Source organism: Emcibacter sp. (assembly GCF_963675455.1).
Classification (GTDB): domain Bacteria; phylum Pseudomonadota; class Alphaproteobacteria; order Sphingomonadales; family Emcibacteraceae; genus Emcibacter.
Map to the genome: position 1 here is coordinate 1350001 of NZ_OY776217.1, position 16434 is coordinate 1366434.

Here is a 16434-nt window from a genome sequence, read left to right on the forward strand (position 1 = left end):
ACATAGGTACAGGAGGCGAACCCGGCGAACTGAAACATCTAAGTAGCCGGAGGAAAGGACATCAACAGAGACTTCCCTAGTAGTGGCGAGCGAACGGGAACCAGGCCAGTGGCTGCAGATTAAAAACCGGAACATTCTGGAAAGGATGGCCGTAGCGGGTGATAGCCCCGTACGGGTAAATTGGTTTGCAGTCCTCGAGTAGGGCGGGACACGTGAAATCCTGTCTGAACATGGGGGGACCACCCTCCAAGCCTAAGTACTCCTATGCAACCGATAGTGAACAAGTACCGTGAGGGAAAGGTGAAAAGCACCCCGACAAGGGGAGTGAAACAGATCCTGAAACCGTATGCTTACAAGCAGTCGGAGCACGCAAGTGTGACGGCGTACCTTTTGTATAATGGGCCAACGACTTAATATAACATGCGAGCTTAAGCCGTTAGGTGTAGGCGAAGCGAAAGCGAGTCTTAATAGGGCGATTGAGTATGTTGTATTAGACCCGAAACCGAGTGATCTAGTTATGGGCAGGTTGAAGGTGCAGTAACATGCACTGGAGGACCGAACTCACCTATGTTGAAAAATGGGGAGATGACCTGTGACTAGGGGTGAAAGGCCAATCAAACTCGGAGATAGCTGGTTCTCCGCGAAATCTATTTAGGTAGAGCGTTGAATGAATACCACCGGGGGTAGAGCACTGGATGGATGCGGGGGACGCGAGTCTTACCAATTCTAACCAAACTCCGAATACCGGTGAGTACTATTCAGCAGACACACCACGGGTGCTAAGGTCCGTGGTGGAAAGGGAAACAGCCCTGACCAACAGCTAAGGTCCCCAAATCATGTCTAAGTGGGAAAGCAAGTGAGAAGGCCAAAACAACCAGGAGGTTGGCTTAGAAGCAGCCACCCTTTAAAGAAAGCGTAACAGCTCACTGGTCTAATAGCCATCTCGCAGCGAAGATGTAACGGGGCTCAAGACATGTACCGAAGCTTTGGATTCATGACTTTGTCATGAGTGGTAGCGGAGCGTTCTGTAAGCCTGCGAAGGGATACCCGCGAGGGGTCCTGGAGGTATCAGAAGTGCGAATGTTGGCATGAGTAGCGATAAAGAGTGTGAGAGACACTCTCGCCGAAAGTCCAAGGGTTCCTGCGTAAAGCTAATCTGCGCAGGGTTAGCCGGTCCCTAAGGCGAGGCCGAAAGGCGTAGTCGATGGGAACTCAGTTTAATATTACTGGGCCTGATGAGATGTGACGGATGGTGTAAGTTGTTCCTCCTTATTGGATTGGAGGGGCCGCGAAACTGTCCCAGGAAATAGCCTCATCGTTAAGACCGTACCCTAAACCGACACAGGTGGACAGGTAGAGCATACCAAGGCGCTTGAGAGAACTATGTTGAAGGAACTCGGCAAATTGCCTCCGTAACTTCGGGAGAAGGAGGCCCTCCATGAAGGCAACTTTGTGGAGGGGGCACAGACCAGGGGGTGGCGACTGTTTACTAAAAACACAGGGCTCTGCGAAGTCGCAAGACGACGTATAGGGTCTGACGCCTGCCCGGTGCCGGAAGGTTAAAAGGAGGTGTGCAAGCACTGAATTGAAGCCCCGGTAAACGGCGGCCGTAACTATAACGGTCCTAAGGTAGCGAAATTCCTTGTCGGGTAAGTTCCGACCTGCACGAATGGCGTAACGACTTCCCCACTGTCTCCAACATAGACTCAGCGAAATTGACTTGCCCGTGAAGATGCGGGCTACCCGCGGTTAGACGGAAAGACCCCGTGCACCTTTACTACAGCTTCAGAATGATAATGGATATGTTATGTGTAGGATAGGTGGGAGACTTTGAAACCAGTGCGCCAGTTCTGGTGGAGTCGTTGGTGAAATACCACCCTTAACCTGTCTATTATCTAACCGCGCCCCGTGAACCCGGGGCCGGGACCTTCTGTGGTGGGTAGTTTGACTGGGGCGGTCGCCTCCCAAAGAGTAACGGAGGCGCGCGATGGTAGGCTCAGGCTGGTCGGAAATCAGCTGTGAGAGTGCAATGGCATAAGCCTGCCTGACTGCGAGACTGACAAGTCGAGCAGAGACGAAAGTCGGTCATAGTGATCCGGTGGTCCCGCGTGGAAGGGCCATCGCTCAACGGATAAAAGGTACGCCGGGGATAACAGGCTGATACTGCCCAAGAGCTCATATCGACGGCAGTGTTTGGCACCTCGATGTCGGCTCATCTCATCCTGGGGCTGGAGCAGGTCCCAAGGGTATGGCTGTTCGCCATTTAAAGAGGTACGTGAGCTGGGTTTAGAACGTCGTGAGACAGTTCGGTCCCTATCTGCCGTGGGCGCAGGAGAATTGAGAGGATCTGTCCCTAGTACGAGAGGACCGGGATGGACGCACCTCTGGTGGACCTGTTGTTGCGCCAGCAGCATTGCAGGGTAGCTATGTGCGGAAGGGATAACCGCTGAAAGCATCTAAGCGGGAAACCCCCCTCAAGATAAGTTCTCCCTTGAGAGCCGTGGAAGACCACCACGTTGATAGGCCAGATGTGGAAGTGTGGTAACACATGCAGCTGACTGGTACTAATTACTCGACAGGCTTGAAATCCCGTCATGAACAGAGATGAGATTGTAAGAATTGTTTGCCCCGAATGACTGTGCGTCGTTTGGATAGAAAACCGAGATACCCGTAGGGTGTCGAGGCAAGGCCGACCGGCCGCCCGAGCTTGTGCGAGGGAAGCCAAGCGCAAGCGCCGGCGATTGAGGCAAACAAAAGACTCATCCAACATCATGTACGCTTATACTTAATAACTTGGCCTCAAGTAGCCCGATAGGGCGGTAGGCCAAACAAAAGAACGGAATATACACAGACCCGTGTTTTTAATTGACCTGGTGATCTTGACGCCTGTGTCCCACCCGGCTCCATCCCGAACCCGGAAGTGAAACCAGGTTGTGCCGATGGTACTTCGTCTTAAGGCGCGGAAGAGTAGGTCGTCGCCAGGTCTATTAAAAACACAGGATCCTGTAAAAATACAAACCCATTCATAATGTCAAAATCAGATGCGCTCATGTAGCAAAGCGGTGGCGCATCTAAAATAACCGCCCGAAAGGCGGTTTTTTTGGTTTTGAAATTAGCCTCAATCGCCGGCGCCATTATTTAAATTTGGGCAGCTTGGCTCCCGCGCCATCAGGGCGCGACGGCCGGTCGGCTTTGCCCACTCTTCGGGTGGTTGGAGAATAAACGTCAGGCAATTGAGATTATACTGCGCTCAAGCAGCAAACGATAGCGCGGTAATCCGGGGCCTCATCTAGCCGATAGGCGATAGGCCATACTAAGTTGACGCGGGGTGGAGCATGCCCCAGCTTCAGGTCTCCTGAAGCGGAAATCAAAAATGCCGGGCTGCAACAAAGCAGTCCTTGAAGAAATGGCCTCAAGCAGCGAAGCGGTAGGCCACATTAAATTGACGCGGGGTGGAGCAGCCCGGTAGCTCGTCAGGCTCATAACCTGAAGGTCGTAGGTTCAAATCCTACCCCCGCAACCAAAACGAACAAACCCAGCCCCGTGCTGGGTTTTGTCGTTTTAGTCATGCGTCGGTCAGAATTGAACCTACGGAGAAGTAGGGTTTAACCGAAGGCGCAGCGCTGCAACGCAGCGTGAAACAGCGCCAAGGTCAGCGGAGCTAAATCCTACCCCAAAACCAAAAATTAGCCCAGTAGCTTCAATAAGTTACTGGGCTTTTTCTTTGTCTGAGACTTTCTAGAAAATGGACCAAATGCCACTTTTGGACCAAATTTGGACCACTCAGCGATAAGAAAAGACAGTTCTGGGCAATAAGCCACAACAAATTTAATCGGTGAATCGGTCAATACGGCATGTCAGAAAACCAACTACCGTAGCTGGCAACACCATACCAAAACATACAGACTCAGCAGTCATGAACGAAAACGCCTAACGCATTGTGTCAGTTAGGATTGGACTTGTCTTAAAAAAGTGGAGAGGACCGTGCTCTTTAGGCGGCTAAATTCTAATAGGCCATCGGGCAGGTGTGGCCAAGGGAACTTTTTTGCGCATTTTTCCGATAACGATGCATTGATGGATCGTTTGATTGGCGAGCGCATCGATGCCTGTTTGGATGATCTGGAAAAGTGCAAAGCGCCGGCCAATGTCGAAGAACTCGTGGCGGCTTTGATGCCCCTGCTTGAGTTCATGACCTGCGAAAGATATGTTTTTGATGTGATTCTGTACTATTCCGGTGCCGCTGCAGTCAAAAAGATCGGACAAATTTCCATGACTTTCGAGCGCCATGGACGGCTGTTGTCGGCCTGGCTCGGGGAGGAGTCTTTTCGTGATGATGTCAGTGCACCATTGCTGGCAGAAGGCATCCAGGCATTTTCCGTGCAGGCAATGGCACTGAAGTTTTGTGCCCTCCATCAGGACGAAAGTATGGAGAACCGCCTGATATCCTATTTCAGGGCGTGGCTCACCCCTGTGACGGCAGTAAGATGTCCGTGAGCAAGTCGCACTCATAGACATCATGAATCAAATTGATCTGCCGAAAATAACACGGAAAATCGCGACATTCTTCCCCACTTACAAGTGCGAGGATCCACGTCTACAGGGAAACAACCTTTTGTTCAATCACTCCAAAGGGTGATCTGCCATCGGCCGTTCGCCCCTCCATCCGGATGCTATCGCCGAAGGTCATGAACGGTGTCGAAGCCTCTCCTTCAGCAATGATCTCGATGGCCCGCCGTTCGGAAATGCAACTGGATCCGACTTCCGCATAATTCCTGTTGGAAACGGTTCCCGAGCCAATGATCGTTCCGGCGACGAGGTCTCGCGTCGCTGCAGCATGGGCGACCAGTTCATGGAAACCGAAGTCCATGGCCCTGCCATTAGCGGCGCCAAATCTCTTCCCATTCCAGTCTATTTCCAGATCAAGACATACACGGCCATCGCGCCATCCTTCACCCAATTCATCAGGTGTCACGGCAAAAGGAGCCATGGAACAGGCAGGTTTTGCTTGCACCCAGCCAAAGCCGGTCTTCATTTCGATTGGTGCGATGGCGCGCAATGACCAGTCATTAATCTGCACGACCAGCTTGATGTGATCAAGCGCCTCCCTGGCGCTCGTGCCCATTGGCACGAAGTCGACGATGACACCAAACTCACCTTCGAAATCGATGCCATGTGCCATATCAAGGAAGGGAATGTCGTCGCAGGGGCCATAGAACCGGTCTGACATGCCTTGATACATCAGGGGCCGGTCGCTTTCGATCGGGGGAAGCTTGAACGCGATCTGCATCAGTTCACCGTGTGTCGAAAAGGCTGAACCATCCAGCCATTGCCAGCTTCGCGGTAACGGAGCAGAAATACCGGTGGCGGGAAGGGGCTGACCTTCTCCTGCATCCAGCTGTTCTGCCAGTTTTGACAGATCCGCACGTAAGTTTTCCCAGTCAGAAATAGCCTCAAGCAGGCTGGGGGCAACCGATTGCGCATCTATCATGCGTTTGCCATCAGCAGAAACCAGCGCGAGAGCGCCGTCTGGTGAATCGTCCTTATACGTAAATAATCTCATCGTCTGATATCCTCATTGAATTTGCCGCCTGACGGTAAGTGATTGTGTGCGCCTACCCACAACTATATTTTCTACATATTTCCTGTCACGTGTAATCTGTTGGGTCGGGAGGGGTAAACAGGAGTCCCCGTTCTTTTAAATGGTCCTCTGCGGCACGTTCTTTTTTTAGTGCCTGTCGTACGGCAGGGCGGTTTTGCATCTGTGCGGCGTGGCGCTCGAAATTTGGATAACGTTCCGTGTTATAGCGAGCACCTGACACACGAAAAAATACCCAGTTTAAATAAGCATCCAGCACGCTCCACTGGTCCCCGTACCACCACTGATTATTGGACAGTCTCTTGTCAATTAACGCAAAGTTATCGTCCATCGCCTGACACCCTTTTTCCCAGACGGCGCGGGCATTTTCCGGTCCGGCGAATATTGGCGACATGCGAATACGTGTGACAATCGGGTGCAGGGTTGATGCACAAAAGCTGAGATCGGCGAGCTGTATGCTGCGCTCAATGGCATTGCGGGCTTCAGGTAACAATTTTGCTTCCGGAAAACGGTCAGCAAGATACGTCAGTATGGCAATATTTTCTGTCAGCAATGCCCCTTCAATGGCAAGAGCCGGTACCTTTCCCTTGGGGTTGAGCGCAAGAAATTCCGGTTTCCTGTGTTCACCTGCCATAAAGGCGATTGTATGGAGTTGAAACTTTACCCCTGTTTCCTCGAGGGCTATGAGAGACACACGGGCGCAGGTGCCGGGCGCAAAATATATGGTTGTTTCGGACATAGGCACTTCCTTTATTTATATTGTGAACCTGTGCTCTGACCATTCATGACATTATCGACAAGAGTGGAGACAGAAACATCATCCTGAAAGCCGAGAATTTTTGATTTCTGCGCGTTGAGCGGCGGATGGGAACCGAACAGCCGGCGGGTATTTGTGTCTTCTTTATAGGTAATCTTGTCTGCATTTCCGTATTTCGCGGCCTCGCATGCCAGCTGGCTTAAAGAGGTATGAACCGCTGACAGGGTTATCGCGTCGTTCTCCGTGAAATCGGATAGCAGGGCATGTGCAAGGTTAAGCGCGCAAATTTTCGACGACATCAGCCAGCTTGTGGCTTCCGGTGCGACTGGAACGACATAGTTTTCGCCAGCACGAACGGCATGAAATATATCACTTAGAAAGGCGGAACCGAATCCTTCTGCGGATGGCGGACGTGCCACGATACCGGGCAGGCGGACAGCGACACCTTTTATTACGTTCCGGCGGATTGCATCTGAGAATGCCAGTTCCACCATGCGTTTATGTGTTCCGTAAACCGACGTCGGCTGCGGTGCAGTCGTATCGTCAACCAGATCTGGAAAGCAATTTCCATATACGGCAATTGAACTGGCGTAAACCAGGCGGCGACCATTCATGCGAGCGAACATATCTAGCGGCAAGTCGAGATTGACCTGCTGCGAAAGATCCGGGTTCTCCTCTGCAGCAGCGCCGGGAAGTGCTGCCAGGTGAAGTAGCCTGTCCACACCCTCAAGCGCTTTTTCAAGTGCACCTTTTTGTATCAGGTCAATTTCGAGGTACTCAAATCCTGGAACCTGCTTATTCCGGATCTGGTTCAGATTGCTGTCTATCAGGCGCACTTCGCCCGTGAAGTTGTTTGCGCCAATATGGTCGGCAACGGCACGCCCGATAAAACCTGCTGCACCGGTGATCGCCAGCCGCATTTCAGGACTGCAAGGTTTCGTCGAATTTCCCATCGATAAGGATGAAGACAATCCGGCAGTTCTTGTCCGAGCGATTTGCCCAGCCATGGTTGGTCCCTCGCTGAACAACGATATCGCCGGTACGGACAGTCGTTTCCCCTTCATCCATAATCAGCACGAGTTCACCTTCGAGTACAATGCCATAATCAATTGTCTCGGTCCGGTGCATGAAGGCGTGACGCGACCCTTCTCCACTATGGGAAGAGGCATCACCGGCACCGATTTCAGCGAAATGTGCCTTTGCTTCTTCCGGTGTCATGTTACGGATTTTGTCGCTTTCAGGCGGGATGTCAAGAACCCGGATGCGGGTACCGTTCTTTGGGGGGGCGAGGACAATACCTTCTTCTGCAGGTTCTCCCGATGCTGGATCAATCGGGGCGGGAGTTGAACGTGTGTTCCAGACTTCGTGGAACATCGGCCCGATTTCACCACCAATTTTTTGAACACGTGGTACTGCTCCATCTTCCTGGATTATTGCACGCCCTTCGGCATTGTGGCCGGTTACAATGCGGCGGACATTTTTGGTGTTCATAAAATTTTCCTTTCCAAATAGGTTACTGTGTTATGCGATCATTCGGCCGAGTACCAGACGCGTTACCAACGCCCCTAACAATACGCCGTACAGGATCTTGAGCATAAAGGCGGCGTGATAGGCGATCAACTCCAGTCCGCTGATCCACAGCATCAGAGCGCACAGTCCACTGCCCAAAAGCGATGCAATGACGGCGTAACGAATTGCATGTTGTACAATCAGGCTAACAGTTGGGCGTGTGCCGGAAAAATCGCTGATTTTCCCCGCACCAACTGCCTTGTGTGTCAGAAGTCCAGGCACCAGGCTGGCCATAAGGCCGATGGCAAAACTCTGCGGCAAAAAGTCGAAGGCATAATTGCCAACGCCCCAGACAGTTACCTGATCATGACCGCCAAATATGCCGAGAAAGAAACCAGCGCTAAAGAGTGAATTGATAATTGCACTGGCTATGATCTCTCGACGTATGTACTTCGCCTTTGTAACTGAGCTACTCATTCATCTTTCCAATTTAGATCGAAGAGATACCGATGATGTTTTTACGAGGTATGACCGCCCAGCGTTTCAGCAAACCAGTCTGCGATATAATCGCGGCCAAACGCCATATTATCGGCACCGACATGCTCGACCCCGCCTTCGCGCGGTGTGAATAGTTTCAATTCGCGGCGTGGACTGTTGGTCAGTTGCTCGTAACTTTGATGGGCGTAATCCACTGAGATCTGTCGGTCTTTTTCGCCGTGGGTGACAAGAAAAGGAACTTTTATCCGTTCCATTGCGCCGTTCAAATGCATATTGGCGCTTTTATCCTGAAAATCATCCATATTCTCGGCACCAAATGCCCACATGACGTGTGCCCAATAATGCGGTACAGGGTTTTCGCCCTCACGTTTCAGCCGTTTCTGCTGCACCTCCGCCCAATTATGGTTGGCGCCCCAGACTGCACCGGAGGCAAAGCGCGGCTCGTATGCGACAGCGCGTGGCGCAAAGTGACCACCAAGGCTGATTCCGGTCATGCCAATACGTTTGGGGTCGACATTTTCCTGTTGTTCCAGCCAGTCGACGGCCTTGGAGGCCCAGCTTTCACTATGCGGGTCGACGGGAAGGTTCTGTAAACGCAGAGCTTCTCCGCTGCCCGGTTGATCGACGCAGAGCGTCGAAATGCCGCGACGCGCCAGTGCTTCCGGCAGCCGGGACCAGTAGAGCAACTCCTTGCAGCTGTCGAGCCCGTTGCAATAAACGACAACCGGCTTTGGCCCGTCACCTGGTGCCCGGGTGAAAAGGGCGGGCATCACACCTTTCCGCAGCGGGATCTCTACCCGCTCCCGATTAATATTACCCAGCTGTGTCGACTTGTCGAATGCGGCGCGGGCTTTGGCATAGGTTTCCTTTCGCCCCGGGTGACCATGGCCCTGCATACGTTCCGCGGTGAACATATAAAGTGACGCGCGCTCAAGTTTGTTGGATGCAGAGAAAGACCTGCCTGCTGCTTCATCTTCATGCGCCAGCTCGATGAGCTTTTCCGACATCTCTGCCCATTTTTGCATGAACTGGGGGGTGCCGGTATCGGCACCGCTGTCGGCGGCTTCCCTGAGTGGCTGGCACATATCTATGATCTCACCAATCTGCGCGCCGCTCTCCATCGCGATTGAAACTGAAAGGTTCCATATGTAGTTCGGAAAATATTCAAAAAGTGCCATTGTTTAAACCTCTCCCGATTTAAACAGGCAGGGATCTGTTTTGGGTTGGGGCATTGTTTGCGGGCCGCCGACGCCAATACCCCACTGATCCATAATCGTAGGCGAAGGTTCATGTACCTTGGCTACATGGTTTTCAAAATCGACCTCTTCCAGTTCTGCTGTGTATTCGACAGCAAAGCCATTTGGTGTTGTGAAATAGCTGAATGTGTTGTTACCGGCAGTGTGTCGGCCCGGTCCCCAGCGTGTTTCGTTTCCGTGCTCTTTAAGGCGGCGCATGCCGCGCATCATGTCATCTACAGAAAGCATATCGTAGGCGACATGGTTGAGGCAGGGCGGCCCGGGCAGAATGGCAAAGCGATGGTGCGCTGAGTTACACCGCAGAAAACACATGAAATCACCCAGCCAGTCGGAGATACGGAAGCCAAGAACGTCAGTGAAAAACTTGATCAGCGTCTGATGGTCGGGCGAATGCAGTACGATATGACTGATTTTTACTGGCACACCTTCCCAGCGCTCCAGGGGACGTTTGTCGAGCCGCTTTACATCGCTGGAGATCTCTAAAGGGAGGCCGTCTGCCGTAAAAAAGCGAAAGCCGTAGCCCCCTCCCGGTGCATCTAGATCACTTGGTTCGTGAATAATCTTGCATCCCGCATCAATTACTTTTTGATGCAATGCTTCTACGTCGGCACGACTATCTGCAGCTAACGCGATAACATCAATGTGATTAGTCTCCGTCTTGCGTAGTCGCACAACATGATGTTCGTCATGACCCTGGGTTTTAAACCAGGCCATATTCTCTTGGGATGCGATCTCTTCGAGACCCCATTGCTCTGTATAAAACTTTCGCTCGGCGTCGAAGTCTTCGACCCCGTAACCGACATAGCGGATTTCTGAAACTCGGTTCATGGTTTAACTTTCTCATTCAAAATAGTGTAAAATTTTCTTTTCGGAATTTGGTCGATTTCCTGTTTGATCAGATCGGTTGCGCCGTGACGTCAAACATCTCCTGGGTGGCCTTGTGGTTGTCGACCAGTGGTCCCTTGCCCAATTGGCCGAAACAGATGGCAAGACTGGCGCGCACGATATAGGCGCAGCGATCAAATCGACGTTGACGATAGGCGTCTAGAGCGGCCTGAATGGTGTCATGTTTCGTTAATTCTTCAGCCAGCACGATGGAGTCCTCAATGGCCATACCCGCACCCTGACCCAGATGCGGCGTCGTTGCATGCACGGCATCACCCAGCAGTACGACCCGGCCCTTGTGCCAGGGGCCTTCTACAAGCATGCCTTCCAGCGGGCGGTAGACAACACCGTTGTCATCTGTGATCTGCTCCCCGAGCTTTCTGATCGCCGGGGCGCAACCGCCAAGTTTTCCGCGCATGGTTTCTGCCAGTCCTTCGCGCGGATAGTGCGGGTTATCGGGCTCCGGTGTGGTTGCATACATATACATCAGTTCCCGACTGATTGGCACCAGGCCTACACCTGTAGGGCCATTGTAGACCTGCAATGCATCAAGTCCCTCAGGGCGCGGGAAATTGTAACGCCAGACGGCCTGTCCGGTGAATTGTGGCGTTTCAGCGTCAGGAAGAATCATCGAGCGGGTTTGCGAATAGACGCCGTCCGCGCCAATGACAAGATCGAAGCTCTCTGTGTCACCGTTCGAAAAATGAACAGTGCAGTGATCGCCGTCATCTTCGATATTTTCTGCGGTAACACCCAGGCGAACTTCCGTCCCTGATGCAATGGCACGGTCCCCCAGCAGCTTGTGTAGCGCCGGCCTTCCGATGCCGAGGTTTGCGGGAATTCCTTCGACCAGGGTCGGTGCCGGAATCCGCGCCACCTGCGTGCCATCGGGAGCGAAAATTTCAACGAAATTGAAACCAACACCGGCCGCAATGTAATCCTGCAAGAGTCCGAGCTGGTCCATTGCCCGGACGGCATTGGCCTGCTGGATGATGCCGACGCCATAGACTGACCAATCGGGGTCTTTTTCAATTACTGTGACTTTGAAACCTTCGCGACGCAGGGCAATGGCCGAGGTCAGTCCCCCAATGCCGCCTCCAATGATGAGTATTTCGAGATTACGCATTATTCAGAATACCTCCAGATCACTGGCAATTATAACCGGGCCATGAAAATGTTTTGAGATGCTGCCCAGGTAGATGAGCTGATCCGCACCAGTTGCTCCAGCTGCGCCGAAATGGGTAACAACAACCGATTTCACACCGGCACGGGCTGCCATTTGTCCGACATCGTCGGGGGACAGGTGATGTGCCGTGAGGTGTTTTTGCACGCCCGCAATTTGCGTCGCATCGGCGCTGCGGCTATTTCGCCGGACCATTTCTACGGTGCGGGGGATATCCATCATTTCAGCGACCAGCATATCAGCATCTTTTGCCAGATCTTCGACAGCTTTGCTCGGGCCGGTATCCCCGGTATAAACAATAGACCTGTCGGGCATGTCAAAACGCAGGGACAAAGACTTGAAATGTTTATCCAGGTCACTGCCCGGTTCAAAACTATAGTGAGTATTTTGGCGAGCCGTTACAGTCATGTCGCCAAGTTTGACGGTGTCTTTGTCGGCGATCTCATGCACCTCGACGGTATCCGCCGGGTTTTCCCATGAGACGCCCGGGATGCCAAAACCCGCGGCGGCTGCAGGGGCCATCGAGGCTGCGATCCCGGAAACCAGTTCTTTTGTGCCGGGCGGCCCGTAAATGGCGAGCTTCCCGGGAACGGATGTCTGGTTCCGCAATCCGAGTACTGCCGCCAGACCACCCGTATGGTCGAAGTGAAGATGGCTCAAAAATACAGCCTTTATCTGTCCCAGGCGTATGCCTGCCTTCGAAAGCTGCTCCGCCGCGCCGTCACCGGCGTCAATCAGATAGGCATCCTTTCCTCTGACAAGCACATTTGCCGGTTGCGAACGATGTGGGTCCGGCACCGGTCCGGCCACCGTGCCCAGTGTGATAAACCGGGACGGTGCGACGGTTGCCATATCAGATGCAGGTGCAGTCTGGGCACCGCAGGGTGCGACGAGTGGCAAAAGAACAGCGATTAAAGCAGGCAACACGCGAGAACTCATCTATCGTCTCCAATCAGAAGTTTACAGTGCCACGCAAACCAAAAGTTCGCGGCGGTTGATAAGTAGAAGATGCTACATTTCCTGCACCAAGCTGATAGGTTACGGGCACAGCTTCGTTTGTCAGGTTTCGCGCATATGCGGTTACCGACCAGGTGCCATCACCAGGGGACAGGTTCAAAGATGCATCCAAAGTCACATCGCTTCCACTATTGCCGGTTGGCAAGTAGTTAAATCCGATAACCCGGTCACTGCGATAGCGCCCATCAACAGTACCGACCAGTTCAAAATCGCCAAGAAGAAGTGTCTGCTGAATTCCAATATTAATCGTCCAGTCCGGAGAGTTCAAAGCATCACGTCCTGAGCAATCAATGATGAAACTGCGCTCAGGCGACATGACCTGAGTGGCATCGCAACCAGTTACCGGCGTCAGAAAGTTTGGCGGATCAGTTTCGTCAGACAAATCGACCTGATCATAAACGAAGCTATCATATTTCGCATCAAGGTACTGCACGGCACCGCGTATCAGGGTATTTTCAGCCACAAGAAACTGGAAATCGACATCCACTCCCTTAATCGTTGATTTGCCGACATTGCGAGTATAGAAAGCGTTGTTCCCTTCTGTATCGACCCCCAGAGCGGCGAGCTGCTGTCCTCTGTATTTCCAGTAGAAAAGTTCGATATTCAACTCCAGGCGGTTGTCGAGGAATCGGTTTTTCGAGCCTATCGTATAGGCGTCGATGAACTCTGGTTCATAGTCTTCACGACCAATGGTGATGTTGAAGCCGCCTGCGCGAAAACCGGTCTCGAAACTTGCGTAAAGCAGGTTATCCTGCGTCACATCATACTCAACTGCGGCACGCCAGGTAACCTCCTGGTCTCCTGACGATTGTTGGATCGCATACGGTGTTACCGAAAGGATGGCCCCGGGCGCCCCGTCTATGAACGGACCATAGGGATATACGCCTGCGATCGGATTGCCGTCAAATGGTGTCCGGAAAGGTTGAAATAATGATGGGTCAAGGCCATTGATCGTATCCTCAAGCGTTAAGCCAACGGGGAGCGTTGGGACCTGCGCACAGGAAGGTGGGCGCCCGACCGGATCTTCCAGGCAGACGCCTGCGGTGGAGCTTGCGGAGGCGTCGATTGAACGGGTTTCGTCTGTATAGCGGATCCCGCCGACTAACCTCAGATTATCGCTCAGATTGTATGTCGCCCGTGCGAAGAGGGCCACTGATTCCGTATCAGAATCAAAGCTGTTGTGTGTAACTGTCGAGAACTGGTTGAAAGAGTTTACACCCTTAACGTTCTCGTTGAAATAATAAGCTCCCAAAATCCACTCAACCGGATCAATGTCTCCAGAAAGGCGCGCTTCAAGGCTATACTGCTTGGCAGTATCCTGGTTGATAGCCGCTTTGAACGGGGGGCCATTGAATTGATTGTCCAGGTCTGATTTTCTGAAGCTGGGAATGATTACCAGATCTGCCCACTCCATGTTGAAATTCAGTTCGGCATTCACGCCAAAATAAGCGTCGTCTCGGAAAGGGTATGCATAGTCCTCCAGGGGTGAGAAAAGCGGCGCCGCTATCGCATTGTCCCGAATGAACGCAAGCGTTTCCGGCGTATGAAGACCTGTAAAATCAGCCGTTACACTTGCAGGCGCAGGAATAAACGGATGATTTGGCACCGGAAGATCCGGCGAGAATGGCGCGAAACCATAAACGCCATGGACATTCAAACCCGGGCCTGTTCCCTTTTGTGTGGAATAATCAACAGACAAACGGGCATTAAACTGGTCAGTCAGCTCTGCATAAATTTGCCCCCGCAACGCAAGGTCTTTTGCCGAGCCCGTACCATCATCAAAATAACCGTCATGCTCATTGACCGTCGCGGCGAAACGGACGGCTACATTATCAGTAACAGCCAAATTCGCTGCACCGGACACTTCATAGGCATCGTAGTTGCCGAACCCAGCGCTCACATGTCCGCTGTTTTCACCGAGTTGAGGCTTTGTCGGAATGACGTTGATCGCCCCTCCCGTGGCATTTCGGCCATAGAGGGTACCCTGAGGGCCTTTCAAGACTTCGACACGGTCGATGTCCAGAAAAGAAGCGATCGTTGAGGATGGACGACCAATGTAGACGCCATCAATATTAAACGCGATTGCGGGATTGGTGTATCCGTTGTTGGTAAAGTTGCCGACGCCACGGACAAAATAGCCCGCATTCGCACCACCGCCAGCCGTGACGAAAAGTGCAGGCGCAATTTTATTCAGTGACGTTGCATCCGCGACCCCAACGCGGGCCAGTTCCGCGCCTGTTGCTGCATTGATGGGGATGGCGGCATCCTGAAGTGACTCTGCAGTACGCTGTGCTGTCACGACGATTTCCTCCAACCTGATCGCGATGTCATTGTCGGTATTCCTGTTTATGTCCCCGGCCGGCGCGTCCTGTGCCCATACCGCATGGCTTGAAAGGGCAAGTGCCATTGCACTGCTCAGCAATATATTCTGTTGCATTTTCTGCTCCCTGATTGACGTTGATTTTCCCTATATGTTCGGCTTAACGCCGACCAATTTCTATTGTGGGTTTTACATTGGCATAGTTATAATAATTATGATAATTAATAGTTATTGTGAATATTCATTAATAAAAATGATGGTAAAAGATGCGTCTCGACAATTTTGACCTTAATCTGCTGGTCGCTTTCAACGTGCTTCTTGAGGAGCGAAATGTTACGAGAGCGGCTGATCGCCTGAATGTGACGCAGTCTGCCATGAGTGCGGCGCTCCGGCGCCTGCGTGAGGCGCTGCAGGATGAAATATTGATCCAGCATGGTAAAAAAATGATTCCGACGCCACATGCGCTGGATATGGCACCCGAAGTCGCGTCGGCGATCATTCATTTGCGCAGCGTTATTTCAACCGGAACCGGGTTTGATCCGCGAACGTCCCAGCGTCGTTTCAAGATTGCGGCGTCAGATTATATTACAACAGTACTTATTGTTCCTTTGATGAAAATTCTGGGAGAAGAGGCGCCGGGCATCAAGATCGATCTGTCGTTACCCTCAACGGAAACAACTGAAAGGCTTGTCGATGGAGAACTTGACCTGTTTCTTACGCCAGAAGAGTTCTTAAAAGAGGACCTGCCACGGGAACTTTTATTTGAAGAGCGTCATGTCGTTGTGGGCTGGTCGGAAAACCCTGTTATGCAAAAACCTTTGACGGAGGAGAGCTTCTTTGAAAGCGGCCATGTTGCCGTTATGATTTCCGGCGGTGAAACTTATATCGAACGGGCGCTTCGCAGTCAGGGTTTTCAGCGTGTTGTGGAAGTTACTGCTCCTTCTTTTATACAGGTCCCCTGGCTTTTGTCAGGTACCAGACGCCTGGCGCTCATGCACGAGCGACTTGCCAGATTGATGGCACCAGGGCTTTCGCTGACTATTTCAGAAGTTCCATTGGACCTTCCGGTCATGCGGGAAATGATGCAGTGGCATGCGACACGATCTACCGATGCCGGTTTGCTTTGGCTGCGAAAAAAAATCTTACAGATGGCGGTCGACAGATTGCCGTAGTTGAGGGGTATCCTCCACAGTCTTTTCCGCGCTGCCCTCTTTGGGGCTTTTGAGTATATGTTTTCGTGTCATCTTCGTTCCTTCGTCACTTCGATAGGCCCGAAAACATCACCTTATGCAAGAACCTTAGTTTGTCCAACTAGATCTGACGGGGAACAAGTATGTCGGGACATTAGATATTGGCTGCCCAGTCGGTTCGTAATTCTTCCCACTATATATCCGCTTTCCCGATTCAGGCACT

At 52.2% G+C, this 16434-nt stretch carries 12 protein-coding genes, 1 tRNA gene and 2 rRNA genes (1 of these 15 only partly in view); 5 read left to right on the forward strand and 10 right to left on the reverse strand.

The window, feature by feature from the left end; genetic code table 11:
• The 4 genes from ACORNT_RS06055 to ACORNT_RS06070 form a co-directional block, all read left to right on the forward strand.
• Positions 1-2589: ribosomal RNA gene (locus tag ACORNT_RS06055) — 23S ribosomal RNA — on the forward strand (it extends 157 nt beyond the left edge of the window).
• A gap of 280 nt (positions 2590-2869) precedes the next feature.
• Positions 2870-2984: ribosomal RNA gene (gene rrf, locus ACORNT_RS06060) — 5S ribosomal RNA — on the forward strand.
• A 462-nt stretch (positions 2985-3446) separates the two neighbouring features.
• A tRNA-Met gene (locus tag ACORNT_RS06065) sits at positions 3447-3523 on the forward strand.
• 551 nt (positions 3524-4074) lie between these two features.
• Complete coding sequence (locus ACORNT_RS06070) at positions 4075-4494, forward strand: hypothetical protein (RefSeq protein WP_321396773.1); 420 nt, start codon at positions 4075-4077, stop codon at positions 4492-4494.
• Positions 4495-4594: 100 nt separating this feature from the next.
• On the opposite strand, the gene ACORNT_RS06075 is transcribed toward ACORNT_RS06070, so the two are convergent.
• The 10 genes from ACORNT_RS06075 to ACORNT_RS06120 all read right to left on the reverse strand — a co-directional run bounded on the left by ACORNT_RS06075 (position 4595) and on the right by ACORNT_RS06120 (position 15138).
• On the reverse strand, positions 4595-5560 hold the full coding sequence (locus ACORNT_RS06075; protein ID WP_321396776.1) for a fumarylacetoacetate hydrolase family protein: 966 nt from the start codon (positions 5558-5560) through the stop codon (positions 4595-4597).
• Positions 5561-5645: 85 nt separating this feature from the next.
• Positions 5646-6335, reverse strand: a complete 690-nt coding sequence (locus ACORNT_RS06080; RefSeq protein ID WP_321396779.1) for a glutathione S-transferase family protein — start codon at positions 6333-6335, stop codon at positions 5646-5648.
• Positions 6336-6346: 11 nt separating this feature from the next.
• Positions 6347-7273, reverse strand: coding sequence for an NAD-dependent epimerase/dehydratase family protein (locus tag ACORNT_RS06085; RefSeq protein WP_321396782.1), 927 nt, complete (start codon positions 7271-7273; stop codon positions 6347-6349).
• 1 nt (position 7274) lies between these two features.
• Complete coding sequence (locus ACORNT_RS06090; RefSeq protein WP_321396785.1) at positions 7275-7844, reverse strand: cupin domain-containing protein; 570 nt, start codon at positions 7842-7844, stop codon at positions 7275-7277.
• Positions 7845-7874: 30 nt separating this feature from the next.
• Positions 7875-8339 (reverse strand): hypothetical protein, encoded by a 465-nt coding sequence (locus ACORNT_RS06095; RefSeq protein ID WP_321396787.1) that lies wholly within the window; start codon positions 8337-8339, stop codon positions 7875-7877.
• Positions 8340-8380: 41 nt separating this feature from the next.
• On the reverse strand, positions 8381-9538 hold the full coding sequence (locus ACORNT_RS06100) for an alpha/beta hydrolase family protein (protein WP_420717522.1): 1158 nt from the start codon (positions 9536-9538) through the stop codon (positions 8381-8383).
• A 3-nt stretch (positions 9539-9541) separates the two neighbouring features.
• A complete protein-coding gene (locus ACORNT_RS06105; RefSeq protein ID WP_321396793.1) occupies positions 9542-10444 on the reverse strand; it encodes a VOC family protein in 903 nt (300 codons plus the stop codon).
• Positions 10445-10511: 67 nt separating this feature from the next.
• Complete coding sequence (locus tag ACORNT_RS06110; RefSeq protein ID WP_321396796.1) at positions 10512-11627, reverse strand: FAD-dependent oxidoreductase; 1116 nt, start codon at positions 11625-11627, stop codon at positions 10512-10514.
• 3 nt (positions 11628-11630) lie between these two features.
• Positions 11631-12623, reverse strand: a complete 993-nt coding sequence (locus tag ACORNT_RS06115) for an MBL fold metallo-hydrolase (RefSeq protein WP_321396799.1) — start codon at positions 12621-12623, stop codon at positions 11631-11633.
• A 13-nt stretch (positions 12624-12636) separates the two neighbouring features.
• A complete protein-coding gene (locus tag ACORNT_RS06120) occupies positions 12637-15138 on the reverse strand; it encodes a TonB-dependent receptor (RefSeq protein ID WP_321396802.1) in 2502 nt (833 codons plus the stop codon).
• Between the two features lie 149 nt (positions 15139-15287).
• Between ACORNT_RS06120 and ACORNT_RS06125 the strand changes: the two genes are divergently transcribed.
• Entirely contained in the window at positions 15288-16193 is a 906-nt protein-coding gene (locus ACORNT_RS06125) for a LysR family transcriptional regulator (protein WP_321396805.1), read from the forward strand.
• Positions 16194-16434: the final 241 nt, after the last annotated feature.

Coding starts and splice junctions, on each gene's coding strand:
- ACORNT_RS06105 (WP_321396793.1), bottom strand. CDS start 10,444: ATGAACCGAGTTTCAGAAATCCGCTATGTCGGTTACGGGGTCGAAGAC.
- ACORNT_RS06085 (WP_321396782.1), bottom strand. CDS start 7,273: ATGCGGCTGGCGATCACCGGTGCAGCAGGTTTTATCGGGCGTGCCGTT.
- ACORNT_RS06115 (WP_321396799.1), bottom strand. CDS start 12,623: ATGAGTTCTCGCGTGTTGCCTGCTTTAATCGCTGTTCTTTTGCCACTC.
- ACORNT_RS06075 (WP_321396776.1), bottom strand. CDS start 5,560: ATGAGATTATTTACGTATAAGGACGATTCACCAGACGGCGCTCTCGCG.
- ACORNT_RS06120 (WP_321396802.1), bottom strand. CDS start 15,138: ATGCAACAGAATATATTGCTGAGCAGTGCAATGGCACTTGCCCTTTCA.
- ACORNT_RS06090 (WP_321396785.1), bottom strand. CDS start 7,844: ATGAACACCAAAAATGTCCGCCGCATTGTAACCGGCCACAATGCCGAA.
- ACORNT_RS06095 (WP_321396787.1), bottom strand. CDS start 8,339: ATGAGTAGCTCAGTTACAAAGGCGAAGTACATACGTCGAGAGATCATA.
- ACORNT_RS06070 (WP_321396773.1), top strand. CDS start 4,075: ATGGATCGTTTGATTGGCGAGCGCATCGATGCCTGTTTGGATGATCTG.
- ACORNT_RS06125 (WP_321396805.1), top strand. CDS start 15,288: ATGCGTCTCGACAATTTTGACCTTAATCTGCTGGTCGCTTTCAACGTG.
- ACORNT_RS06110 (WP_321396796.1), bottom strand. CDS start 11,627: ATGCGTAATCTCGAAATACTCATCATTGGAGGCGGCATTGGGGGACTG.
- ACORNT_RS06080 (WP_321396779.1), bottom strand. CDS start 6,335: ATGTCCGAAACAACCATATATTTTGCGCCCGGCACCTGCGCCCGTGTG.
- ACORNT_RS06100 (WP_420717522.1), bottom strand. CDS start 9,538: ATGGCACTTTTTGAATATTTTCCGAACTACATATGGAACCTTTCAGTT.